The sequence below is a fragment of the Halomonas elongata DSM 2581 genome (assembly GCF_000196875.2).
Lineage (GTDB): Bacteria > Pseudomonadota > Gammaproteobacteria > Pseudomonadales > Halomonadaceae > Halomonas > Halomonas elongata.
In genome coordinates this window covers 1,304,521-1,329,310 of the sequence record NC_014532.2, presented here as the reverse complement: position 1 = coordinate 1,329,310, position 24,790 = coordinate 1,304,521, and the positions used below count along the sequence as shown (strand labels likewise).

The 24,790-nt window shown below is 59.2% G+C and carries 26 protein-coding genes; 9 read left to right on the top strand and 17 right to left on the bottom strand.

Translation table 11 applies throughout. From position 1 onward, the window contains the following. The first annotated feature begins 106 nt into the window (after positions 1–106). The 3 genes from HELO_RS06365 (at position 107) to HELO_RS06355 (ending at position 1,850) form a co-directional block, all read left to right on the top strand. A complete protein-coding gene (locus HELO_RS06365) occupies positions 107–775 on the top strand; it encodes a dihydrofolate reductase family protein (protein ID WP_041601963.1) in 669 nt (222 codons plus the stop codon). A gap of 192 nt (positions 776–967) precedes the next feature. Beyond that, positions 968–1,294, top strand: coding sequence for a hypothetical protein (locus tag HELO_RS06360; protein WP_013331915.1), 327 nt, complete (start codon positions 968–970; stop codon positions 1,292–1,294). 253 nt (positions 1,295–1,547) lie between these two features. Beyond that, the gene (locus tag HELO_RS06355) at positions 1,548–1,850 is read left to right on the top strand and encodes a hypothetical protein (RefSeq protein ID WP_013331914.1); all 303 of its coding nucleotides are present in this window, start codon (positions 1,548–1,550) and stop codon (positions 1,848–1,850) included. Positions 1,851–1,972: 122 nt separating this feature from the next. Here HELO_RS06355 and HELO_RS06350 read toward each other — a convergent pair whose 3' ends face one another. Further along, entirely contained in the window at positions 1,973–2,929 is a 957-nt protein-coding gene (locus HELO_RS06350; protein WP_013331913.1) for a nucleoside recognition domain-containing protein, read from the bottom strand. A 118-nt stretch (positions 2,930–3,047) separates the two neighbouring features. Here HELO_RS06350 and HELO_RS06345 point away from each other — a divergent pair, with 118 nt between their 5' ends. From HELO_RS06345 to HELO_RS06325, 5 genes are all read left to right on the top strand, one after another. After that, complete coding sequence (locus HELO_RS06345; protein ID WP_013331912.1) at positions 3,048–3,512, top strand: Lrp/AsnC family transcriptional regulator; 465 nt, start codon at positions 3,048–3,050, stop codon at positions 3,510–3,512. Positions 3,513–3,616: 104 nt separating this feature from the next. Then, on the top strand, positions 3,617–4,918 hold the full coding sequence (bioA, locus tag HELO_RS06340; protein WP_013331911.1) for an adenosylmethionine--8-amino-7-oxononanoate transaminase: 1,302 nt from the start codon (positions 3,617–3,619) through the stop codon (positions 4,916–4,918). A gap of 33 nt (positions 4,919–4,951) precedes the next feature. Beyond that, a complete protein-coding gene (locus tag HELO_RS06335) occupies positions 4,952–5,254 on the top strand; it encodes a winged helix-turn-helix domain-containing protein (RefSeq protein ID WP_013331910.1) in 303 nt (100 codons plus the stop codon). Between the two features lie 169 nt (positions 5,255–5,423). Then, complete coding sequence (locus tag HELO_RS06330; protein WP_013331909.1) at positions 5,424–5,972, top strand: thioredoxin family protein; 549 nt, start codon at positions 5,424–5,426, stop codon at positions 5,970–5,972. 122 nt (positions 5,973–6,094) lie between these two features. Continuing rightward, complete coding sequence (locus tag HELO_RS06325) at positions 6,095–6,472, top strand: VOC family protein (protein WP_013331908.1); 378 nt, start codon at positions 6,095–6,097, stop codon at positions 6,470–6,472. Positions 6,473–6,522: 50 nt separating this feature from the next. Here the strand turns inward: HELO_RS06325 and HELO_RS06320 are convergent, their stop codons facing one another. The 9 genes from HELO_RS06320 to HELO_RS06280 form a co-directional block, all read right to left on the bottom strand. Continuing rightward, the gene (locus tag HELO_RS06320) at positions 6,523–7,542 is read right to left on the bottom strand and encodes a Csu type fimbrial protein (RefSeq protein ID WP_109637364.1); all 1,020 of its coding nucleotides are present in this window, start codon (positions 7,540–7,542) and stop codon (positions 6,523–6,525) included. A 15-nt stretch (positions 7,543–7,557) separates the two neighbouring features. After that, positions 7,558–9,945: a fimbria/pilus outer membrane usher protein gene (locus HELO_RS06315; RefSeq protein WP_157953400.1), complete on the bottom strand. Its 2,388-nt coding sequence runs from the start codon at positions 9,943–9,945 to the stop codon at positions 7,558–7,560. A gap of 144 nt (positions 9,946–10,089) precedes the next feature. Beyond that, positions 10,090–10,842 (bottom strand): fimbrial biogenesis chaperone, encoded by a 753-nt coding sequence (locus HELO_RS06310; RefSeq protein WP_198410727.1) that lies wholly within the window; start codon positions 10,840–10,842, stop codon positions 10,090–10,092. A 3-nt stretch (positions 10,843–10,845) separates the two neighbouring features. Then, complete coding sequence (locus HELO_RS06305; protein WP_082995165.1) at positions 10,846–11,400, bottom strand: Csu type fimbrial protein; 555 nt, start codon at positions 11,398–11,400, stop codon at positions 10,846–10,848. Then, positions 11,397–11,945 carry a Csu type fimbrial protein gene (locus HELO_RS06300; protein WP_109637360.1) on the bottom strand — a complete coding sequence of 183 codons (549 nt, stop codon included), beginning with the start codon at positions 11,943–11,945 and terminating at the stop codon, positions 11,397–11,399. Before HELO_RS06300 ends, HELO_RS06305 begins: the two co-directional genes overlap by 4 nt. Positions 11,946–12,029: 84 nt before the next feature. After that, on the bottom strand, positions 12,030–12,596 hold the full coding sequence (locus HELO_RS06295) for a Csu type fimbrial protein (protein ID WP_109637358.1): 567 nt from the start codon (positions 12,594–12,596) through the stop codon (positions 12,030–12,032). Between the two features lie 734 nt (positions 12,597–13,330). Continuing rightward, positions 13,331–13,807, bottom strand: a complete 477-nt coding sequence (locus HELO_RS06290) for a DUF523 domain-containing protein (protein ID WP_013331907.1) — start codon at positions 13,805–13,807, stop codon at positions 13,331–13,333. Between the two features lie 46 nt (positions 13,808–13,853). Then, positions 13,854–14,426: a GNAT family N-acetyltransferase gene (locus HELO_RS06285; protein ID WP_065240804.1), complete on the bottom strand. Its 573-nt coding sequence runs from the start codon at positions 14,424–14,426 to the stop codon at positions 13,854–13,856. After that, a complete protein-coding gene (locus HELO_RS06280) occupies positions 14,413–14,958 on the bottom strand; it encodes a GNAT family N-acetyltransferase (RefSeq protein ID WP_013331905.1) in 546 nt (181 codons plus the stop codon). The genes HELO_RS06285 and HELO_RS06280 overlap by 14 nt, the downstream gene beginning before the upstream one ends. A gap of 160 nt (positions 14,959–15,118) precedes the next feature. On the opposite strand from HELO_RS06280, the gene HELO_RS06275 reads away from it, so the two are divergent. After that, on the top strand, positions 15,119–15,913 hold the full coding sequence (locus HELO_RS06275) for an SDR family NAD(P)-dependent oxidoreductase (RefSeq protein ID WP_013331904.1): 795 nt from the start codon (positions 15,119–15,121) through the stop codon (positions 15,911–15,913). A 53-nt stretch (positions 15,914–15,966) separates the two neighbouring features. On the opposite strand, the gene HELO_RS06270 is transcribed toward HELO_RS06275, so the two are convergent. From HELO_RS06270 to HELO_RS06240, 7 genes are all read right to left on the bottom strand, one after another. Beyond that, positions 15,967–18,231 carry a xanthine dehydrogenase family protein molybdopterin-binding subunit gene (locus tag HELO_RS06270; protein WP_013331903.1) on the bottom strand — a complete coding sequence of 755 codons (2,265 nt, stop codon included), beginning with the start codon at positions 18,229–18,231 and terminating at the stop codon, positions 15,967–15,969. Positions 18,232–18,242: 11 nt separating this feature from the next. Continuing rightward, a complete protein-coding gene (locus tag HELO_RS06265) occupies positions 18,243–18,701 on the bottom strand; it encodes a (2Fe-2S)-binding protein (protein ID WP_013331902.1) in 459 nt (152 codons plus the stop codon). Between the two features lie 98 nt (positions 18,702–18,799). Continuing rightward, positions 18,800–19,228, bottom strand: coding sequence for a VOC family protein (locus tag HELO_RS06260; protein ID WP_013331901.1), 429 nt, complete (start codon positions 19,226–19,228; stop codon positions 18,800–18,802). Between the two features lie 297 nt (positions 19,229–19,525). Further along, positions 19,526–21,337, bottom strand: coding sequence for an acyl-CoA dehydrogenase C-terminal domain-containing protein (locus tag HELO_RS06255; RefSeq protein ID WP_013331900.1), 1,812 nt, complete (start codon positions 21,335–21,337; stop codon positions 19,526–19,528). 218 nt (positions 21,338–21,555) lie between these two features. Next, the gene (locus tag HELO_RS06250; protein WP_013331899.1) at positions 21,556–22,335 is read right to left on the bottom strand and encodes an SDR family NAD(P)-dependent oxidoreductase; all 780 of its coding nucleotides are present in this window, start codon (positions 22,333–22,335) and stop codon (positions 21,556–21,558) included. A 16-nt stretch (positions 22,336–22,351) separates the two neighbouring features. Then, entirely contained in the window at positions 22,352–24,016 is a 1,665-nt protein-coding gene (locus tag HELO_RS06245) for an AMP-binding protein (protein ID WP_013331898.1), read from the bottom strand. Positions 24,017–24,190: 174 nt separating this feature from the next. Next, a complete protein-coding gene (locus HELO_RS06240) occupies positions 24,191–24,760 on the bottom strand; it encodes a TetR/AcrR family transcriptional regulator (protein ID WP_041601962.1) in 570 nt (189 codons plus the stop codon). Between the last annotated feature and the right edge of the window lie 30 nt (positions 24,761–24,790).

Here is a 24,790-nt window from a genome sequence, read left to right as displayed (position 1 = left end):
CACGCCTTCTGCACGCACCGAATCCAGGTTCGGCGACTCGATCTGTCGATCTGGCGGTGTCTCGTTCGACTACTGGGAGCGAAAAGACAATTCGGGAGGCAAATTCATGCGCAACGTCATTGTCGGCGCCTTCGTGTCACTGGACGGCGTCATGCAGGCGCCCGGCGGGCCTCAGGAAGACCCGACCGGCGGATTCCACTACGGCGGCTGGGTCATGCCGCTGATAGACGAGGTGTTCGGGGAAGAGGTCGACAGGCTGTTCAATCAGCCGTTCGATCTTCTGCTTGGGAGAAAGACCTACGAGATTTTCGCGGCACATTGGCCATATGCCGAGGGTGGGCCCGACGATGGCGTGGCCAAGGCTTTCAACTCGACCACCAAGTACGTTGCGACTCGCAAGGGCCTGGAACTGACGTGGACAGGCTCGGTGGCCCTGCGTGACGCGGCACTCGATGTCGCCAGGTTGAAGCGGGAAGACGGGCCAGCGCTGGTCACCCAAGGCAGTACCGACCTGATCCGAACACTGCTTGCCAGCGATCTCGTCGACGAGATCAGAATGTTCATCTTTCCGGTAGTGCTCGGGGGAGGCAAGAAGCTGTTTGACGATGGCGCAAGGGCCGCAGCGTTCAAGCTGGCCTCCCACCGCGTGTCCCCCAACGGGATCGTGATGGCCCAGTACGTGCGCGACGGTGCGGTGAAAACCGAGGACTATGCCATGGATCCTCCCACGCCGGCGGAAGTCGCACGGCGCGAGAAGATGCAACGGGAAGGTTAGCCATCCACGGCGAAGCGCTGTACGACAGCAGCCAGTTTCCATGATGGGGAAAGTGTCGGCAGACGTCCCTGTGGCCTTCGGCAAGATGTCTCACATTTTCATCTTGTTGCCACCAAGTGTCGCCATCACGCCACAGGGCATAGCCCCGATGTCTTGCTAGTATCCATCGGCCCTATCCCTGTTGGAGTGATCATGCGTCCAATATTCCTGCTGTCGACCGTCATCGCCCTGTCCATCCTGACGGGTTGTACCTACCAGCCAGCGCGCATCGCCTCGGTTCCCGCCATCGTCATCGACGATGATCGGTATGATCGCGCATACGACAGGGAGGATGATGAGGATCGCTGGGAACGCCGGCGGGAAAGAGAGGAAGAGCGCTGGGAACGTGAACGCGAGCGTCGCGAAGAGGCGCGCGAACGTGCGGAAGAGCGTTGGGAGCGCCGCCTTGAACGCAGGGAAGACATGCATGATGACTGGGAAGACAGGCGCGATGACTGGGAGGACCGGTGGGATGACTGAGGAAATGGCCCGCCAATAGCACCAGGTACCCACGCGGACCGAATGAACGGCCTCTTCCCTCGACCGACCTTCACCCCGCCAGCCAGCCCCTGACCTTCACCAGGTTCGCGAGGCTTGCGGCATGCAGGATTTTTCGAAAAAATCGAACCATATATGGATTTTAAGTCTCTTTTGTTCGGACTGCTAAACATATTAGCATACTAACTATTGAGAGGGGACCTCTCGAGACACGCCGAATCAAAGGAGACTCACCATGCAAATCAAGCCGATGCTCTCTGCACTGCTCATCGCCGCTCTCCCGATTGCTGCCCAGGCCGGCCAGGCATCAGCGCTCACCATGCAATTGAATGAGCCGCTGTCCACGGCCAGCCAGACCGAAGACCAGGAGATTCAGGGCCATGCGCCGGTAGCGGATGCCTCATCCGACATCGTGGCTGATGGCGGCAGTGCTGCCATGGCGGAAGCTCGCCTCAAGCTGCGCGCACAACAGCAGCACGAAACCGATATTGCCGTGACCGGCAATCCTCTGGGGCTGGCCCAGGAGGCCACCAGCTAAAAAAGCTGACAGGACACCTGCCCGGGAAATACCGCCCCCGAGACGCCAGGCGTCGCCCCCGTTCAGGGCGACGCCTTCAGCCTTCCATACCAGGATGCCTTACCCGGTCTGATCGCCCCTGTTCAGACACGCGCCCTCCCCCAACGAGCGGGCCGCCAGCCATCGGGCCATCGAGACAACACGGCGATGACCAGGCAGGCAAAGAGCAGCCGGGCCCAGAGCACTCCGGTCAAATCCGCTCCCAGCAGCAGAATCAGCAAGGTATCTTCGATCACGCTGTGGCAGAGCCCGAGAAAACAGATCGCCAGGAAACTGTCACGCCGGCTCATGACACCAGTGTCGACATCGCGAATCAGCAGGCCTGCCCCGTAACTCAACCCCAGCGTGAAGCCGATCACGGTGGTATTGGCCGCCGACCGACCGATGCCCAGCACGCGCAACAGGGGCGTCAGGGCGAAATGAATCAACCGCTCGAGCCCCAGGTGACGTAACACTGCCAGCAGCACCATCAGGCCGAGGATGATCAGATAGATCAGCGACAAGGTCCGCAATTGCGCCACGCCCCACGCCAGAACTCCCTCCGGGGCCGCTGTCGGGCGCCAGGCGATCTCCGCAGTTTCCTGTAACAATCCGCCCGTTGAGTAGACCCAGTGCAAGATGCCGCCCAGCACCAATGCACCTCCCAGGCGCAGCGCCACCGTGACCCACCAGGGCACGCCGGCGCGTTTGGCGACGGCCCCTTCCACAGGCAGAGAATGGCCCACCAGCATCAGAACGCCGAGCACCGTGACCTGTGCCACGCTCAACGACATGTCCCCGGCGACCTCGAAGAACACCACGAGCCCCGTGAAGATATTGGTCAAGAGGGCCGCCGCCCAGACCAGGCCCATGGCATCGGGCAACCCCAGCCAGTTCATCAGCGGGGACAGCATCTCGCCGAGCCAGTCGATGGCCCCGAGCCATTCCAGTCCCTTGACGACCAGTAGCGCCGGCACCATCACCTTGAGCAGACTCATATAGACGAACAGCGCATCGCGCAGCAATTTCCAGCCGGCACTGGCACAGCGACGGACATACATAGCGGACTCCATGTCAGGAAAACAGAGACCATCCTAGCCCGCATGGTGCAGAATCTTCTGTTAAATGCCCGATAAACGACCTACATTCTGTCGAACTTCTCCTTTATGACCACATATCATGTCTTTGGATAATCTCGACCGCCGCATTCTCGATCGCCTGCAACGTGACGCCGACATCACCAACCAGGCCCTGGCCGACGAAGTGGGCCTCTCCCCCTCGGCCTGCCTGAAGCGCGTCAAGCGACTGCGGGAAGCCGGTATCATCGAGCGCCAGGTAGCGCTGTTGAGCCCCGAGGCCATGAAGCCCTGCCTGCACATGGTGGTCGAGGTCACGATGGAGCGGGACCACAAGAGGCTTTATCAGCGCTTCCAGGAGCGCGCCATCGCCGCATCCGAAGTCAAGCAGTGCTATCAAGTGACGGGCGAATGCGACTTCGTGCTGATCGTCGTTGTCCCCGACATGGATGCCTATGACCGCTTCTGCGACAACGTCCTCTATGCCGACGACAACATGCGCAAGTTCCGTACCCTACTCTCGCGCAAGCGCAGCAAGTTCGACACATCGTCTCCGATCCCCGACTGAGCGATGCTCGACCGTAGCCGAGCCACCACCATGTAAACTCTTAAAAAAATACAAGTTTACATGTAAGGTAAGAGGCACATTTGCATGGCCTGCCCGGAGACCCGATGAGCGATTCCACCAGGAATTCCCTTTCTGCCAGGACCCCATCCCCCGTCTGGCATCCCTATGCCCATCTCAAGACCCAGTCTCCCGCCCCCAAGGTGGTCGGCGGCGAAGGCCCTCGCTTCACCCTGGAAAGTGGCGAGTCGTTGCTGGATGCCACCTGCTCCTGGTGGTGCATGATCCATGGCTATCGTCATCCCCGCCTGGTGCGCGCCATTCAGCAGCAGGCCGATGAACTGTGCCACGTCATGCTCGGCGGGCTGACCCATGAGCCCGCCGACCGTCTGGCGCGGGAACTGGTGCGCATCACCCCGGAAGGGCTCAACCATGTCTTCTATTCGGACAGTGGCTCGGTGGGCATGGAGGTCGCCATGAAGATGGCCGTGCAGTACCAGTACCTGCGTGGCCAGCCAAACAAGCATCGCATGCTATCGCTGATGAAGGCCTATCACGGCGATACCGCCGGTTGCATGGCGGTCTGCGATCCCGAGGAAGGCATGCATTCGCTGTTCGCCGGCTTCCTGCCGCAGCATCACTTCGCACCGGCCCCCACCGCCCCGTTCGACGCCGACGATGACGCCGTTCAGGCCGATCTCGATGCACTGCGCAAGGTACTGGAGGAGCATCATCACGAGATCGCTGCCCTGCTCATGGAGCCCTTGCTGCAGGCTGCCGGCGGTCTCAACATGACCTCGCCCGCCTACCTGCGCGGGGCCCGCCGGCTGTGCGACGAATTCGATGTCCTGTTGGTCCTCGACGAAGTGGCCACCGGCTTCGGCCGCACGGGACGCATGTTCGCCGCCGAACATGCCGAGGTGACACCGGACATCATGGTGCTCTCCAAGGGACTGACCGGCGGTTATCTCGGCCATGCCGCTACCCTGGCCACCGATCGCGTGCACGATACCTTCATCGGCGACAGCGAGCTTCACGCCTTCATGCACGGCCCCACCTTCATGGGCAATCCCCTGGCCTGCCGTGTCGCCCTGGAGAGTCTGGCGGTCTTCGAGGAGGACGATTACCTGGGACGCATCTCGACCCTCAATGCCATATTGCGCGCGGAACTGCTGGAAGACACGGCGCTGCGCGCCCATCCCGCCGTGGCCGATGTGCGCGTGCTGGGTGCCACCGCTGCAATCGAGGTCCACGATGCCGACTCGCTCGAGGGGGCGGCGGAGTTCGCCAGACGCCAGGGGGTCTGGCTGCGTGCCTTCGGCCGCTGGTTGTACACCATGCCCGCCTACATCACCTCTCCGGAAGAGATGCGTCAGATCACCGACGCAATGAAGGGCTGGTTTCGGTAGCATGGCAGCACATTCACCGAACGTGCCCCGACCATGACGTCACTCAGCAAGACTCAGTCGAGCTTCTATCGTCGCCTCTACGTGGCCCACCTGGTGTCCGCCGGTACCGACAGCGTACCGGCAATCACCGCCGCCACGGGCATGCCGAGGCGCACCGCCCAGGATACCCTGGCGGCACTGAGCGAACTGGACATTCATTGCGAGTTCGAACCGACTCCCGGAGAGCGCCATAACATCGGCCACTACGTGATTCGCGACTGGGGCCCCATCGACCCGAGCTGGGTGGCCAGTCACGCCGAGCGGCTACGTCAGGCGCTCGGTTATCCCCCGGCCTGAAGCTCATCGCCTGGCCCCTTGCAGCCCATGGAGATCCACAGCAGGCCCAGGCATCGCGACCCACCGGATAATGCCGCAAGGAACTATGCTGGTTGATACGAGCGACGTGGAAAACGGCTATTTCGGGCCTTGAAGTGAACCGACATCTCGAGAGGAGGCGTCATCCGTCATGTCCCTGACACCATCCAACATGCTCGCGCTGAATAGTCCTCTCCCCTCCTTTCACCTGCCCGATGCGCAGGGCCGGATGGTGAGCAGTGATGACTACGCCGAGCAGCCGCTACTGGTCGTCTTCATGTGCAACCACTGTCCCTTCGTGAAGCATCTGGCCGGCGCCCTGGCCGATTTCGCCAGGCAATATCAGGACCGCGGGCTCGCAGTGGTCGGCATCAACAGCAACGATTTTCTGGCCAATCCCGAGGATCGCCCCGAACGCATGCTGGAGGAAGCCCGAGAGCGCGGTTATACCTTCCCCTATCTCGTCGACGAGACACAGGACGTGGCTCGTGCCTTCGATGCAGCCTGTACCCCGGATTTCTTCCTGTTCGACCGTCACCACAAGCTCGCCTACCGAGGGCAGTTCGACGACAGCCGCCCGAGCCAGGATATTCCGGTAACCGGTCGCGATCTGCGGGCAGCCGCCGATGCCGTGCTGGCCGGCCAGAGCCCCGACGAGACGCAGAAACCTTCGATGGGCTGCAATATCAAGTGGAAATGAGCTGACACCATGGCTACCGGCAAGCCCAACATGCCCAGTGTCCGGCCACACCAAACAGCTTCCAATGCCGGGCCTCCCCCGCACCACGGACCCAAGGCTCGAGTCGCCAGGAGAGAACAACGATGAACTCCCCACTCTATTTCGAGATCCAGGCCGACGATCCTCAACGCGCTCGACACTTCTATACAGAACTATTCGGCTGGGATTTTTTCCGCGTGGAAGGACTCCCGGTATCGTACTGGCGCATCGACACCGGCGGCATGCAAGGCGGTCTGCTGCAACGTCCCGCCGCCATGCCTCCAGATGGATGTGGCACCAATGCCTTTACCTGCTCTTTCGAAGTCGACGATATCCATGCCAGCGCCGAGCATATCGTCGAGCTCGATGGTCGGATCGCCCTGCCAATCTTCGCCGTTCCCGACACCTGCTGGCAGGGGTACTTTATTGACACCGAGGGCAATACCTTCGGGCTCATTCAAGTCGATGAACGAGCCGGTTGACAGGGAGTCCCTTCCCACGTCGCCTATTTCGGGGCTCAACACGACAGGTATCAAAAAGTAACATCTACAATCACACTATCCTGGTATATCCCCGTCGATGGCGTCTCCTGGCTTTCAATCACTTTTGCAGTATAAGCATACTGCTGTGCATTGGTCCCGTCCGCCGGACCGGGGTTGAGATCCGCTTCAGCACTTTCCACTCTTTCGTTTCCACTATTTCCCCAGCGCTCTCCGGATACGCCGTTCCCCTTATAGATATCATATTTAATATATTCATCTGTATTGGCTGTACCTTGCATCCGCCGAACACCATCAGCCGGATACAAACCATCACTCAGCCCAACCGAGTAAACAAGGTTTTTTGTACATGTTATTTCGATACGTTGCTGAATGGAATCAAATGATGAGACCAAGGGGGCCGCTCCAAACTCAACGTCCGGTGCATTAATAACACAATCATTTTCCACTTTGAGGACAACAATAATAGTTGTCGCCTCTCCCGGGCCTCGCTGGTCCTCGCCTGGTTCAAAACAGATGATAATGCAGGTTTGAGTCAGCCCTTCGCTTCTGTCCCACCCAGAGCATGCATTACCAATCCCGATTCCCCGGCATACGGCCCACCACCAGCGAATCGGGATGGTTGCCACATATTGCCCCGCACTGACGTTAGCAGGACTGGTTCTCATGAACAGTGAGACTCCAGAGTTCTGTCCGCCGATCCCTATGAGCTGGAAGTTGCTGAAATACTGCATTTCAGTTGTCAACATCTGGCTATAAGCACTATCCATGAAGATCTCCAAGGGAATTTTCTGATTGGGGTCCTTCACGTTTTCCAGGTAATAGGGCCCTGCACTCTCCGCCCGTGCATAGATATAATTCGATGAAAGGAGGGCGAGATTGAAATCGCATACGAGCCCCCCCGACCCGGTGCTTCTCAAGGAATCCGTTGCCACATCAAAGGATCCATTAAACCCAAAACTGGAATTGGTTTGTTGCAAATTGCAATCAGCCCAGGCAGTAACGGGAAAAATACCCACAAGCGCCATCAATATAAAAATAATACGATACATAAAACCTCCAGAACATTAATGACACACAAGCGGGCCAATGTTTTCGATCTCTTCAGAGACAACCTCCATGTCAAACGAAGCACGACACACTCCACCGTCGGCCTTTTCCACATATAGAGAGTTATGTTCCTGAAGCTCCTTGGCGTATAGCACGCCATCCCACCCGATAGGGGCCGTCGTCGCATCATTGATAGTGGCAACAGAGCCCAAGGCGATGGGTGCCCCTATGCCGAAATCGACCTTGTATCCGGCACGGCTCTTGATAGCAACACGCTGTTCTACCGTGGATACCTCGGTGCTTGAAGGCAAATTCATGGGATCGATGGAATACTTGGCGTCATAATATCCTGTCGCCCAGGGCACGAGCACCGTTCCGGAATCATCCGTTTTCCCTATGGACCTGTTCTCATAGAGAACGGGGATATCTGAATAACCCGACGTATCGACAACAGCAAAGGCATCCGAAATCGTATTGGCCAGATAAGCATTCCCATCCATGAACACCACCGAGCCAGAAGCATCCAGCCACTTGGTATCATCACCGTTCTCGTAACCGTATACACCTCCCCGAAGCTGTACATAACGAGAGCGATGAGTTGCATCGGCCTGATAGTAGCCATGGCCGCCTTCATTATTCGTGTATGCGAGCTGGTAGCCAAACCCACCGTCACTAGGAACGCTATGCGAATAGCGAACAATCTGTGAAGCATTGCCGCTTTCAGGCATATTGGCAGTCACACTGGCACTGCCAGCAGTTCCAACAGGCATGCTTATCTGCGCCATTGTGCTCCAACCGCCCTCATCAGATAAGTCTTTATTTGCCGAGACAAAGGCATTGATATTACCCCAAAGAGGCTTGCTCCAGGTGAAATTCAGCAACTTTGTTCTGTCCCCTTCGAAAGAGGTTATATCAAAATAGCCGACACCAAGCGTTCCAACCTTGTCAACGGCAACACTGGCGTTCGCTTGCAAGGACTGCTCACTCAATGTGCGATCGGATTTATATGACGTAAGGTCGCTGAAACTCGAGTCCCGCCCCGTATACTGCACTCCCATATGATAGCGGCCTGCAGAATATTTATACCCAGCATTATATTGGCCACCATCTTTACCGGCATCCCCGTCGTGACTATGGCTATAAGAGGTATTCAAAACACCCAGTGTGCCCAGCCGGTAGACACCCCCAACACCATAAAGCTGCAAGTCACTAGCAGCCTCCAAATGGCTCTCAAATGTAAATTGGCGTGTCACGCCATACCTGAAATTCGCATTGCCCACCGTCGAACCATACGAAAAATCCTTGATCCCATAATCTTCACGAATTTTTCCAATGCCAAAAGAGTAGTCAGTATATCCATCACGCAATAGATCACTGGTCACATAGAAGGGAACCGACGTTGACACCTCTCGACCTAATGCGTCTCGAGTGACGATAACTGCCTGTCCTGCCCCATTGATATAGGGAATATCGGTCAAGGTAAATGGCCCAGGATTGACATCAGTTCTTCCCGACCGATTTCCATTGATAAAGAGATCGACAGTGGATGGAACCGCAGCCGACCCGCTAAATTCAGGCAGAGGATATGTCACCAGGTCCGGACGGAGAGAAAAGTCTTTTGATACCTGAAAACCTCCCGCACGTATGCTATTGCTCCAGGACATAGAGTGAGTAATAAAATCACCCGCTTGATACTTTACCATTGAATCCTGGCTTGAGTGCTCCCAGGAAGTATCATAACGTATAAACTCATTCTGACCCGAGACATCGTTCCCGCCGGAAAGATAGTCCTGATAAACCGATGTTGTAGAAAAGATCCCTATAGGACTAAAAAAACGGATCTCATTCCAAAGAGATGTCGAGGTCCCTTGGTCGGTATGAGTTGAATATGAATCATAATTAAAGAGAAGTCCTGTCCCAATCTCGGCCTTGACATAGTCGCGCTGCTTCGATAGATCCAGGTTTTGATCAGGCAACCAGTCAGCGGGAACGATAATATTGAGCTTACCTTCTCCAGCAAGGTATTCGACCTCGGTCCCCTCAAGGCTCGATATAGCAACATTTTCAGAAGCGGCGCTCGAAACCCGAACACCCTGTTTCAAGAGAAATGACTTATCAATAACAAAGTCATCGCCTTTCTTTACAGTTCGATATACTTTTCCAGTGCTTTTCCCATTGATCAATATTTCCAGGTACAGTTCCTGATCCTGAGCAGCGGCACCTCCTGTCGCGACTCGATCGACATCGCTTCCGGGAATCTCAGGAATAGAACGAAAACTTTCCCCCAACACCAAACTGGAGGAGGTAAAAAAAAGGGCAGCACTGCATGCTAGTAAAAAAGCCTTCACTCCCCAGAGAGATTCTCCTGAGTCATACGGCAAAGGCTTTTCGATAGTCTTAGGCACTCGTGCCCTCCCCCTTAGAAATTCACTACGTAAACAACCTGCTTATCGTTTTTTAATGATGGATACAACCACACCCTATGCAGCACCCTAGCTTCACCACATAAATCATCCAGAGATACGGCTACAAGGCATGTCTTACATCCATCAATATTTTTTGATAACTATCGCTTCACCACCATTCACCTGCCCCTTCAATATCGACTGGCCATTGAGACCAGCAGGTAAAGGCCAACGATTGGAGGAATTCCCCAAAACGTAGCCCAGAAGGCCGTTTTCGAGAGAAAACTCTTTCCCGTTGTTTACAACACTTGCTCCCGTCAACCTTACGTGATGATCCGAAGCATTGCTGATCTCCAGCATATTATCGACGATGCGCCAGCTAAGACTTTGCCCTTCCTGCAGGCTTTGAGCATCACTGCCCTTTTTCTCCAAGGGTTCTTTCCCTGTGCCATATACAAAAAGCGGCACAGAATAACGCATCTGAAACTTCAAGGCGGACCCTTGATCACTGGAAACCTTATCTTTTACCGGCACCTCGTCCACGATGACACGGTAAGCATTCTCCATACCCGCTTGTACATTTCCAGTTTTTGTCAAACGGATAAGTTGCTTCTCTCCCACGGGAACCGTAAAGACAGGAGGGCTAGCCATGATTTCATTCTGGGTGGAGTAGATATCTCCAGACTCTTGTCCCCAAGCGAACACCCTGACTTGCAGGGTCACCTCTTGTGCCCCTCTGTTTTCCAACCATAGAGCCGTTGCATTCTCATCAGCTTTCAGCACCGGGTTTATTGGCCATATTTGCACAGAAGCGGCACCCCATGCACTGGCTGTCATCAGCATCATTGCAGCAGCCAACAAACAGTTTTTTAGCCCAGCGATTCTGTTTCTCATCATTATTCACCACGTTACGGTTAATGTTAATGTGTCACTGTAGCGTCCTGCTGGATGGTTCCCTGACAAGTGAGCCTTCCCATAAACGGGAATTGTGATTTGATTCTGCCCATCTGACTCAACCATCACCTGCCCATTAACAGTGATTGGAGTGGTCATACTGGCATCACTATACAAAGTATATGGAATGAGACTATTGCTTCCATCCTGGGAAAGCATATTGCGTGTTCCATTAGAGTAGTTACCTCCTCCATCAAAACTAGCGCTTAGTGTCACCCCATTAGTACAATAAAAGAAAACGCTCTGATTCCTTACCAACTGGGCTGTATAGTCTCCAGTTGCCAAGGTAGAAGCCGAACCAAAATCTATAGTGCCATAGTTGCCACTCTCACTCCCCACGCTAACCTCACACCCTGCGATGATGGCTGCTGTGACCTGAAAGGTTTGAGTCGGCATGGTGGCCCCATAGGAGGAAGAATTCAGCAGAAGACCAACCCCCATCATAAACAGCTTGTATCCAACCTTGACACTAGGAGCCATATTGAGATCCTGATTGATCACATCTCGATCGTTATATATAGGATATCTGTATACTCACCAGCCACTTCATTGCGACTCATGAAAGCTTTACCATATAGAGGAACAGTTTTTTCCGTTCCATCACCCACCATGCTGGCGATAACGTCACCATCTTGCAGTGGATTTGACATGGCCACATCACTATAAACATTATACCCTATACTATGACCCGCGCCATCGACCATGGCCCTAGTTGTACCCAGATTGGATGGCACAGCATTCCGGGAGCTCTGAAGGTTGACTTTCGCACTGACGCCAGGGGCACATATTGCCCTGATACCATAGCCACTACTTCCAGAAAGTTGGGCTGTAACCTCACCGTCCTGAGCAATAATGGCCCCAAAATCCATGGTTCCAAGCTGGATATTGCCTGCAGTCGAGGTACTCCCTGATGAAAACTCACAAGCAGGAGTTAACTCCATGGTCACCAGGACATTGAGAATAGCTTCATTTGCGTTCTGTGCCAGCCCTAGGGTGGACTGCAAACATAACGCACCAGAAAGGCACAGGGTAGAAAGCCTCTTCATATAGCAAACCTTCTCAGGGATGCCCCTGAGAAGGTTACTTCACCCAGAAAAGCATCCGAATGATTTATACCTCATGCATTACACTCAGAATTCCAGTGTCGCACGCAGTGTATCAGTGTAGGCACCTGCCGTTGCCGCAGTCCCCGTATTGGCTTCGAGGACTCCAAAGATGGGAACGTCGACAGACTGTCCATCGGAGACTGCAAATGTTACAGGATCACCAATTCCATATTCCTGGCTATGTGCGGCATCCTGATAGACATTATAAGGCAATGTCTTACTGGCATCCGAATTTGCAATTTGGCGGGCCGTTCCCGAAGCATTCAGGCCGCCGTCAATGGAAAAGGTGAAGGATTCAACCCCTCCAGAGCAGGTGACAGCAAGGTCCCCACCATTCTGGTTATTGGAAACCTTGGCATTGATCGGGTTATTCCACAGCCCGCTGGTCTGGCCAAAGTCCAGAACACCCCAGGCATCGCCTGCATTGCTGGTTGCATTGATGGCACAGCCTTCCAGCACAGTCGCCTTGACCTGGATTTCGCCGGTGGATTCACCGGTCGGAACGGTCGGGGCTGTTTGGGCGTTTGCCAGGGTAGAGAAACCTGCCACAGCACTCACGATGCCACACAAGACATACTGATTCATTTTCATTTATATTCTCCCAACATAATCATTCGTATCACGTTCGAGCACCCTGGTTCGACAACCTTGCCGCTCCAGGCTACCTGTCTATTGTCCACTGCTCGATTTTCACTATTTCTCTCGGCAATCAGGTGCGGCTGAACGGTGTCAAGACAACGTCCACGAGCCCAATGTCCCTTGAACCCAGTTTGGCAGTCGGAAAAGTCGATAAGACAAATCACGGCCGCCGCAATGATAGCGGGGCAATCACCGAGTCATGCTGAATGCTTTAATTGTTCAGACGCGAGTGCTCAGCGAAGCTCTATGTCGCCATGCATCGAGGAGACACTGTAATTGTTGGATGATAATCCTAGCGAGGCATGATAACGCACTATCATAGTGCACCATCTGTTGTAGATTATATCCGAACGCTTAGAGGGGAGTCTTCTGCTTTTCGAAGAAAATTTATGAACTTTTGTTAACTACTTTAGCTGCGTGATTCTTGTAACCGTCACTCATTCTATCTTACGCCATCACTCGCCATAAGCCATGGAATGGCCGAACAATTATACCGCCAGGGCTGAATAGTCAACGATGATGAGTATAGGGCTAGGCTGCCAGGTTGACCGCAGAAGGGAAAGTAACGACGAATCCAGAAACGTTCATTCGACAGGTAGTACCGGGATTTTCGACATCCAGTGAATGAAGTTGCTTAACGTATGGGTATGGAAAACGAGAAGCGCTTGAAGCCGCCCCCATCTCAACTACAACAACGCCGCCACCCGTGCAATTTCCTCCTGATTGAAGACCCGGATACCATGTTGCGTCAGCAAGGCCGTGGTCACTCCCATCCCTGCCACCGTATGACCATCGAAGCAACCATCGTAAATGCGCTGGCTACCGCAGGAAGGGCTACCCTCGGTGAGAATGGCAAAGCGGATTCGATGGCGGCGACACAGTGCCAGCGCCAGATCGGCGCCATACCGGAAGGCCACGGAGACATCCTCGCCGTCACGTGTCATGACGCGCGCTTCCCTGGCCAGTACCTCGGCGCCTCCGCCTCCTTCGATCTCCGCCGGCGCGCGGGGCGTGGCAAGCCCGGCCTGCACCTCGGGGCATACCGTGACCAGTCGCCCCTCCTTGCGCCAGCGTGCCAGGATGTCGCTCTGCTGCGTCTTGGCCCGACCGTCGTAACGAACCGGCTGACCCAGCAGACACGCACTGATCAGCAGTTTTTCCATGGCTTCCTCATGCCTTTCCTTCGTGTCGACATCTTCGTTCTTTCGATCATGCCGGAAATGACCCGCGCCACAACTCTTCGGGAGTACCAACCAGGCGCACCTCCCCCAACGTCACGCCTCCCAGCTCGAAGGAGGTCTGCGAACCTGGGTCACACGCGAAGCCAGCCGCCCGATAAAAACGCAACGCCCGTTCATTGGCAGTCAGCACCCAGAGGCTGATATGAGAAGGCGAATCCTGACGTATCTCCGTCAAGGCATGTTGCCACAGATGCCGACCGACCCCGCAGGACCAATAGGCCGGATCCAGGTAGAGGGTATATATCTCGATCTGATGCGGGACGGTATCGGTATCGCGACAAGGCCCCCAGGCGCAGAAGCCGACCACTCGCCCGTCGCCCTCGGCCACCACCACTCGAGTCTCGCCATGCATCAACCTGTCCTGCCACAGGCGCTTTTGCTGCGTGACGGAAAGACTTTCCAGATAATCCCACAACAGAATATCGCGATAGGCTACCCGCCATGCCCGGACATGCACGCGAGCGATTCCGGCAGCATCATCCAGACTCGCCCACCGCACGGTGACGGGAACTCTCTCGATCACAGCATCACCTCGCTTCATGCGCCAATATGCCGTACACCACGTGCGTCACGGGTTCTTCGTTGATCCATTCACACTCCCGCAGACGCCCTTCCTCGGTGAAGCCCAGGCGCTCGGCCACGGCACGGCTGCGCAGGTTGTGCTCGCCGCAGTGCAACTCGACACGGTGCAGGCCCAGTTCATCGAATCCCAGAGTCAGCAGCTCGCGCACGCAGGCCGTGATGATGCCGTGGCCGGTAACGTCATGACTCAACCAATACCCCAAGGCGGCCATGCGCCGGCTCGCCACGATTCGGTTGAATCCGCAGGCGCCAGCCAGCTCGCCGCGCCACAGAATGGCGAAATGCATGGCGGTACCGGCCTGCCACTCCTGCATGGCAGAGTCGATGAACGCACGGCTATCGTCGACCGCCCGAGTAGCATCCACCCAGGGCAGCCATGCGCGCAGCGTGGACCGGCTGGTATCGACGGCATCGAATAACGACTCGGCATGGTGATGAGCCAGCGGCTCAATGGCGATCTCTCGGGTAACATCACGGCGTCGTGGCGGCATGACGTGTTTCCTCCTTGAATCACGTGAAGATCCAAGCATGACAGCTTCGCAGGCATCCCACGAGCCACCTCGCCCTGGCGTTCTCTAGCCCGGTCGCGACAGGGCAACCAAGTTGTTAGAGTGCTATTTATCTCACTCGACTGGATACAAGGAGATTTCGATGCAGATCGATCTGACCGGCAAGACCGCTATCGTCACCGGCTCCACCGGAGGTATCGGCTTCGCCATTGCCAAGGGCCTGGCCGACAGCGGGGCCAGCGTGGTGTTGAACGGGCGCAAGCAGGCTGCCGTGGACGACGCCCTCGAACGCCTGCGCCAGCAAGTGCCGAACGCCGATGCCCGCGGCGTGTCCGCCGACCTCGGCAGCGCCGAGGGTTGTGATGCCATGCTCACCGCCGAGCCCGACACCGACATCCTGGTCAACAACGTCGGCATCTTCGGCCCTCAGGACTTCTTCGACACGCCGGACGACGAATGGCAACGCTTCTTCGACGTCAACGTGATGTCCGGGGTGCGCCTGTCGCGGGCCTATGCCGGAGGCATGGTCGAGCGCGGCTGGGGACGCATCCTGTTCCTGTCGTCGGAGTCGGCGCTGAACATCCCCGACGACATGATTCACTATGGTATGACCAAGACCGCCTATCTGTCGCTGTCGCGGGGACTGGCCAAGCGTCTGGCCGGCACCGGCGTCACGGTCAACGCGGTACTGCCGGGGCCGACCCTCTCCGAGGGCGTCCAGGAAATGCTCGCCGAGCAACAGAGACAGAGCGGCAAGTCGATGGAGGATACCGCGCGGGACTTCGTGATGGCCCAACGCCCCAGTTCGATCATCCAGCGCGCCGCCAGCGTCGAGGAAGTCGCCAACATGGTAGTCTACGCCGCCTCGCCCCAGGCATCGGCCACCAGCGGCGCCGCCCTGCGAGTGGATGGCGGCGTGGTAGACAGCATTGCCTGAGTGACTCGTCGCGTCCGGCCTCGCTCGGTATCCCCCGGGCGAGGCCGGGACCGTCAACTCAACGTCAAGGAAGTCCCCAGGGGCAGGCGACGCAGGCGTTGCCCGATCGCCGCGTACAGGGCATTGGCCACCGCCGGCGCGATAGGTGGCACCCCTGGCTCGCCCACCCCGGTGGGCGGTTCACTGGACGACACGATGTGTACCTCGACCTCGGGCATCTGATTCATCCGCAGGACCTGATAGTTGTGGAAGTTGGTCTGCTGCACCACCCCCTGGTCGAGACTGATCTCGCCGGAGATGGCCGCGGCAAGACCAAAACCGATGCCGCCTTCCATCTGCGCCTTGATCACGTCCGGATTCACGGCCACGCCGCAGTCCACCGCGCACACCACCCGGTCGACCGAATAGCTGCCATCCGACTTGACGGTTACCTCCGCCACCTGGGCCACGAAGGACGAGAAGGATTCGTGCACGGCCACGCCGCGCCCCCGTTGCTCACCCTCGGCACCCGCGTCCAGTGGCTTCTCCCAGCCGGCCTGCTCGGCTGCCAGCTTCAACACGCCACGATGGCGCGGCTTGTCGTTCAGCAATGCCAGGCGATAGGCCACCGGGTCCTGCTCGGCCGCGACCGCAGCCTCATCGATCAGACACTCGGTGGAAAAGGCAGTATGCGTATGTCCCACCGAACGCCACCACTGCACCGGTACGCCGATATCGCTGGGGGTGGTGAGCTCGACCTGCAGATTGGGCACGCCATAGGCCAGGTTGGCCGCGCCTTCCACCGAGGTCGCGTCCACACCGTCCTTGACCATGACGGACTCCATGGGCGTCCCCGTCATGATCGACTGTCCCACCAGGTGCTGATGCCAGGCCACGAGCTTGCCCTGCTCGTCCAGCGCCAGCCGCCCGCGATGCACGTTGAGCGGCCGGTAATAGCCGCCACGGGTATCGTCCTCGCGCATCCAGACCATCTTCACCGGCGCCTCGATGCCATCCTCGCGAGCCGCCTTGGCGATGGACACGGCCTCGAGCACGAAATCGGACTGCGGGTTGGCGCGCCGACCGAAACTGCCGCCCGCGTATAGCTGGGTCAGCGAGACATTCTCCGGCGCGATGCCAAGCAGCTCGGCCACGGCCTGGCGATCCATGGTCTGCCACTGTTCGCCGTTCCAGATATCACAGCGGTCGTCGCCGAGTTCCACCAGGCAGTTCATCGGTTCCATGGCGGCGTGGGCCAGATAGGGGAAGACATATTCCGCCTCGACCAGAGTCGCGGGCTCCTCCAGCGCTGCGGCGGCATCGCCATGCCGGGCGGCGACCTTGCCCTCCTGGCCGGCCAGTTCCTGAAAGTGGGCCACGATCTCGTCCGTGCCCTGGGTGAAGGCCTCGCTCTCGTCCCACTCCAGCGACAATGCATCACGCCCCTGGCTCGCCGCCCAGGTGTTGTCCGCCAACACCGCCACGCCTTCGAAGCGATGTGGTCCACCGGCGAAACGTACCACCCCGACCACGCCGGGAACCTCGCGTGCCTTGCTGTCATCGACCGAGGCCAAGGTAGCGCCGAACGTCGGCGGATGCGCCGGCACCGCGATCAACATGCCGGGACGGGTCATGTCCTGGGTGAAGATGGCACTGCCATCGGTCTTCGCCGGGCTGTCCTGGCGTGGTGTATCGAGCTTGCCGATCAGGCGAAAGTCGTCGGGATCCTTGAGCGTCACGTCCTCCGGCACCGGCAACTCGGCGGCCGCTTCCACCAGCTCGCCGAAACCGCTCTCGTTACCGGACGACTCATGGCGCAAGCGCCCCTCGCGCACATGGATCTCCTCGGCAGGCACCTGCCAGCGTTCGGCGGCGGCCGCCACCAGCATGGCCCGGGCCGTCGCGCCGGCATGCCGCATCTGCTCGTAGGAATTGGCAATGGCGGTACTGCCACCGGTGCCCTGCATGCCGAACGCCAGGTTCTTGTAGCGCTCGGCATCCGCTGGAGCCCCCTCCACGGATACATCGCGCCAGTCGGCGTCGAGTTCTTCGGCCACCAGGGTGGCGAGGCCGGTGTAGGTGCCTTGTCCCATTTCCAGATGCTTGGCGACCACGACCACCGCGCCATCGGTGCCGATGCGCACGAAGGCATTGGGGGAAAAGTCATCGCCTTCACTGGCTGCGACCTCCTCCGCCTGCACCTGCCCGCCGCGCATCAGCAAGGGCGACAGGTAGACGCCCAGTGCCAGGCCGGCAGAACCCTGCAGGAAGTGACGACGACTGATGTTGACGACCTCGGTGCGGGGCCGGGACGTCGGTTTGGGGTCGAAAATGCCCATCGTCGATCTCCTCATGCCAGGGAAGTGGCGGCTTCATGAATGGCGGCGCGAATGCGTACATAGGTTGCGCAGCGGCAGATGTTGCCGCTCATCACCGAATCGATGTCGTCGTCGCTGGGATCGGCGTTTTCACTGAGCAGTGCCACGGCCGCCATGATCTGCCCGGACTGGCAGTAACCGCACTGCACGACATCGAGCTTGCGCCAGGCCGCCTGCACCGCCTCGCCGATGCGCTCGTCACCCACCGCCTCGATCGTGGTGATCTCGCGCTCCCCCACCGCCGAGACGGGCGTAACACAGGAACGCGTCGCCTCACCGTCCAGATGCACGGTACAGGCGCCACACAACGACATGCCGCAGCCATACTTGGTACCGGTCAGGCCCACCACGTCGCGCAATGCCCACAGCAAGGGCATTTCATCAGGCACATCCAGCTCATGGGTCTGCCCATTGATCGTCAAGGTCGCCATTTGCGCGTCTCCTCATCGCGTCTTGTTATCCTCGGCGCTCGCCGCACCGAAAACTGTCAGGCGACTAGCCAAGATAGCAGCTCGCGCCATTCACGCAGTCAACTTCCGGCATCCTGCCAGGGATCGTAGCTGCCGAAGTTCCACAGATGCCCCTCGAGATCGCGACAGCTATACAGGCGCCCGCCATAAGGCTGATCCTCGGGCGGCATCAGCACTCGTGCACCCGCTGCCACGGCCTGACGATGATGGGCATCGACGTCGTCGACGATGACATAAGGGCTCTGTGTCACAGCGGCATCCGGCGTGGCCATGGGAACCTGCCAGCGATCGAATTCTCCTTCTCGCGCCGAACCCAGCATGACCATGCCGTTGCCGAAGGTCAGTTGGGCATGGGCGATGCCGCCGTCGTCGTCTTCCACCACCAGATGCCGTTCGAAACCGAATGCCTCGCACAGCCAGTCGATCGCCTGGGCGGCATCGTGGTAGCGCAAGGTCGGTATCATGGTGGCCCGGTTGAGATTCGTCATGTCGCCCTCCATCGGTCGATGCGTTTCATCCGGCCCCATCGATCCCGATCCGCCATCCCGTGGGAGACGGCTCACGACAGGGCCAAGCCTCTTCCAGCGCGCAGGCGAAGCGGATCGTGCAACCAGCATCGCCGGCATCAGACACAAGATAACCCCCCATCCCGCTGGTCGCCCGCAAACTGCCGAAATCGACACCGCCCCACGTCAGGCCATAAAAAAGCGGCGGGCAAGGCCCGCCGCAACACCGATCAGAGCGCCTGATCAGAGAGAGTCACAAGAAAGAGAAAGCCACAGGAATCAGATTTCGAACCCGCGACCGAAGTCGTCGGGAGACAGCGCCATCAGCGACTCGCCACCGGCCTGGATCATCTGGACGTGGGCCCGGGTGCGCGGCAGCAGCCGTTCATAGTAGAAGCGCGCGGTATTGACCTTGGCGCGGTAGAAGGCGGCATCATCAGTGCCGGCGGCCAGGGCACTCTTGGCCTGCTTCACGGCGCGGGCGAACAGGTAGGCGAGCGTCACGTAACCGGAGTACATCAGGTAGTCGACGCTGGCCGCACCCACTTCCTCACGGTCGTTCATGGCTTTCATGCCCACGCCCATGGTCAGCTCGCCCCACTCGGCATTGAGCTTGGCCAGCGGGCGAACGAACTCGGCCATGTCGGGATTGCCTTCTTCGGCCTGGCAGAACTTGTGGATCTCCTTGGTGAAGATCTTGAGCGTCTCGCCCTGGCTCATCAACACCTTGCGGCCCAGCAGGTCGAGCGCCTGGATACCGGTGGTGCCTTCATAGAGACGGGTGATACGGGCATCGCGCACCAGTTGTTCCATGCCCCATTCCTGGATGAAGCCGTGGCCGCCGAACACCTGTACGCCCTCATTGGTCGCCTCGAACCCGACCTCGGTGAGAAACGCCTTGACGATGGGCGTCAGCAGGCCGAGCAGGGTCTCGGCACGCTCGGTCTGCTCGGTGTCGTCACTGCGCTCCACCACATCGACCATCTGCGCCGCATAGAGCACCAGCATGCGGCCACCCTCGGCGAAGGCCTTCTGGGTCAGCAGCATGCGGCGGACATCCGGGTGCACGATGATCGGATCGGCAGGCTTGTCCTCGGCCTTGGCGCCGGACAGTGCACGCATCTGCAGGCGATCCCGTGCATAGGCCAGGGCGTTCTGGAAGCTGGCCTCGGTGAGCCCGAGACCCTGGATGCCCACCCCGATGCGCGCGGCATTCATCATGGTGAACATGCAGGCCAGCCCCTTATGGGGCTTGCCGACCAGAAAACCACGGGCGCCATCGAAGTTCATCACGCAGGTGGCGTTGCCATGGATGCCCATCTTGTGCTCGAGCGAGCCGCAACTCACGCCGTTGCGCTCTCCCGGGTTGCCGTCGGCATCCGGCAGGAACTTCGGCACCACGAACAAGGAGATGCCCTTGGAACCGGCCGGAGCGTCCGGCAGCTTGGCCAGCACCAGGTGCACGATATTCTCGGCCAGGTCATGGTCGCCGGCGGAGATGAAGATTTTGGTGCCGCTGAGCGTGTAGCTGTCGTCATCGTTGGGTACCGCCCGGGTCTTGATCAGTCCCAGGTCGGTGCCGCAGTGCGGCTCGGTCAGGCACATGGTGCCGGTCCACACGCCCTCGACCAGCTTGCTCAGGTAGGTGGCTTGCTGTGCTTCGGTGCCATGATGACGCAAGGCATCGGCGGCCCCATGGGACAGCCCCGGATACATGCCCCAGGCCAGGTTGGTGGCGCAGATCATCTCCGAGAGCACCATGGCCAGCGAAGGCGGCAGCCCCTGCCCGCCCTGCTCCGGATCGGCGGCCAGGCCCGGCCAGCCACCTTCCACGTAGCGGCTGTAAGCCTCCTTGAAGCCCTTCGGCGTCTTGACCTCACCGCCCTCCAGCAAACAACCTTCCAGGTCGCCGCTCTGGTTCAACGGCAGCAGCTCTTCGCGTGCGAAGCGCGCCCCTTCCTCGAGGATCGCCCCGACCACATCGGGCGTCGCCTCCTCGCCACCGGGCAATCCCGCATAATGGGTCGGATAGTCGAGCATCTCGTCCATGACGAAGCGCAGATCACGCAAGGGGGCCTGGTAGTCGGGCATTGTCTCTCTCCTCGAACGTGGACGCATGCAGCGGCCGAACCGCTTGCAAACAGCCTTTCAAACAATTGTTTGAAATTACGCCCGCGAGACAGGACAGTCAAGCGTTCGTTTTATCGACATGACGTACGGTAAGGAAGAAGGAAGATAGACTAGCCCCAAAGCAGGGAGCATCAAGCGTTTCTTCCCTCTTCCAGCGATATAGCCGCGTTCTTCCTGCTTCAGCTCATCCGAATCCCGCCGTCCAGGCGGATCACTTCGCCGTTGAGCATCGGGTTGGTGACGATCTGTTCGGCCAGGCGGGCGTATTCATCGGGCTTGCCGAGCCGCTTGGGGAAAGGAATGGAAGCGGACAACGCCGCCACGGCGTCCTCCGGAATGTCGCTCATCATCGGTGTCTCGAATACTCCGGGGGCAATCGCCATGACACGGATCCCGTGCCGCGAGAGCTCGCGGGCCGCCGGCAGGCTCATGCCGACCACGCCCGCCTTGGAGGCACTGTAGGCGCACTGCCCCACCTGACCATCGAAGGCAGCGACCGAAGCGGTGTTGATGATCACGCCCCGTTCGCCATCCTCGCCCGGCGCATTCTTGGACATTGCTGCCGCGGCCAGGCGCATCACGTTGAAGGTGCCCACCAGGTTGATCTGCACGGTACGCGCATAGGCATCGAGATCGGCGGGGTTGCCTTCGCGGTCGAGCAGCTTGGCCACACTGACCACACCGGCGCAATGGATCACCCCGGCCAGGCCACGCTCGCCCTCTCCTTTCTCCCCCAGGGCGACGGCCGCCTCCACGGCGGCTTGCATATCATCCTCGCGAGTGACATCCCCGCGCACCGCACGGGCCGCTTCGCCGAGCCGGGCGGCATGCGACTCGACAGCCTCGCTGAGATCGCACAGCACCACGCGGCCGCCGGCGGCCACGATACGCTCCGCCGTGGCGGCGCCCAGCCCGGATGCGGCACCGGTGATCAGAAAGGCGTTGTCCTTCAATTGCATCGCTACATCTCCATGGTCATTGAGCGGCCGTCTCCGCCTTGTCGGCGGCATCCGCGCGCAGCTTGAAGCGTTGGATCTTGCCGCTGGGTGTCTTGGGCAGGGTGTCGACGAATTCGATCACCCTGGGAAAGGCATGGGTCGAGAGGCGCTCGCGCACTTGCTGGCGGATTTCGTCGGCGAGTGTATCGCTGGCCTCGACACCGTCTCGCAGCACCACATAGGACTTGATGATCTCGCCGCGAATCTCGTCGGGCTGGCCCACTGCGGCCGACTCCGCCACGGCCGGATGCATGAGCACCGAGTTCTCCACATCGGTGGGCCCGACCCGATAACCGGCGGTGGTGATGATGTCGTCGTCGCGACCGGCGAACTGGAAGCTGCCATCCTCATTGCGCTGCACCACGTCACCGGTCAGATAATAGCCCCCGACGAAGGGTTCCTTCTCCTGCCAGGTATAGCCGGGGAAGAAATGTGCCGGAGAACGGGCGATGTCGACCGCCAGCACGCCGGGTTCCCCGGGCGGCAGCTCGTTGTACTCGGCATCGAGGATCGCCAGACGATAGCCGGGCATCGGCACGCCCATGCCACCGACATGCTTGGGATGCGCCAGGGCGTGATGGTTGCAGCAGGTCATGCCGGTCTCGGTCTGGCCATAGTGGTCCATCACCGAACAGCCCAGCGCCGTTTCCACCCAGGTGACCACCTCGGTATTGAGCGGCTCGCCGGCGGAACTGGCACGCCGCAAGGAGAGCCGCTCCCGGGCGTCGTCGAACAGTCCCGATGCCTTCATCAAGCGGTAGGCAGTGGGCGCGGCGGCGAAATTGGTGATGCCATGACGCTCCATGAAGCTCAGCGCACCCTCGGCACTGAAGCCGGACTCGCAGAAGTGCGTGGTCACACCCAGCAACAGCGGGCCGGCGATGGCGTAGTAAAGGCCATAGGCCCAGCCGGGATCGGCCATGTTCCAGAAACGGTCGCTGTCATCGAGACCGATGGCCAGTTCCATGTAGAGCGCGAAGGCCGGCATGGCGGCGAGCGGCACGGCAACTCCCTTGGGCTTGCCCACGGTGCCGGAGGTGAACATCTGCAGGAAGGGGGCATCCGGCGACTGCCGCGGTGCCGCTGTCTCGATGGACGAATGCGCCAGGGCCGAGGCCCAATCCAGGTCATCGTCATGTTCGGCATCGGGCCCACCCACGGCGAGTACCGGCGGACACTGAGCCAGACCATCGAACTTGGCGCGATTGTCGCCATCGGTGATCACCAGGCGGGTATCGGCACGCTCCAGCCGATACGCCACCGAATCGGATCCGAAGGCGGTGAACAGCGGCTGGTAGACCGCGCCGATGCGCCAGCTGGCCAGTATCGCGATCAACAGCTGTGGCGAGCGAGGCAGCATGCAGGCGATACGGTCGCCCTCGCCCAGGCCACGCTCGGAGAGCCAGCCGGCGAGCTTCTCGCTTTCGGCAGCCAGTTCGCCATAGCTCAACGTCGTGATCCGTCCTCGAGTGTCCTCGTGGACCAGGGCCGTCACCTCGGCGCGCCCTTCGCGCAAGTGGCGACCACAACACGCCTCGAAGGCATTCAACCGGCCATCGCGATGGTCGTCGAGCCGGGCGACGACATCGTCGATGGCAAAGGTCTCGAGATAGGCATGATAGTCGGGAAGGGTCGTGGTCATGGGCTTGCCCCCTTGTGATTGTTGTCGGAAACCGCTCGCCATGTTTTCGTTGACGTAAGCGTCAACCTATCAAGCGCTAGGGTCAAGCTAGAGGCTCGGGCTCGGCAGGGCAAGCACCGAAGACGCAAATGGGGCTAGACCATGGTCGACGCCATGGCAAACGACAAGCGCCCGTCAGCCGGCGGGATGGGTCAACATGGCGACGAGTTCCCCGGCGAGTTCATCCGGCGTGCGTTCACCATCGGGGTCATACCAGCGCACGGTCCAGTTGAGCGCGCCCATCACGAAACGTGAGACCAGGAAACGATCGCCCCGGATCAGGCCGGCGGCCAGGGCGTCGTCGATCACCTCTTCCCAGAGTGCCTCGTAGGCATCGCGAAGGTGGCTGAGATGGGCTCTCGCCGGCGCGTCCAGGCGTCGCCATTCGTACAGCGCCACCACATGGGCGTTGCGGTCGGTGAGCAGCGTCTCCAGGTGAGCCCGGGCCATGGCGTGCAACCTCGAAGCGGGGTCGCTGTCGCAGTCATCGAGGGCTGCCCGTGCGATACCGAGGGCGTTTTCCGTGCCTTCCTCGATCACCGCGGCCAGGATCTCCTGCTTGTCGCGGAAATGGTGGAACAGGCTGCCGGACTTGATGCCCATCTCCTGGGCCAGCATGCGCACCGTGGTACGGTCGAAGCCTTCCTGAACGAAGAGCTGGGCGGCCTGGCGCGTCAGTTCCTTGCGGCGCGGAGAGTCATTCATTACATTCATCGAGATTTACACTAGCGCTTG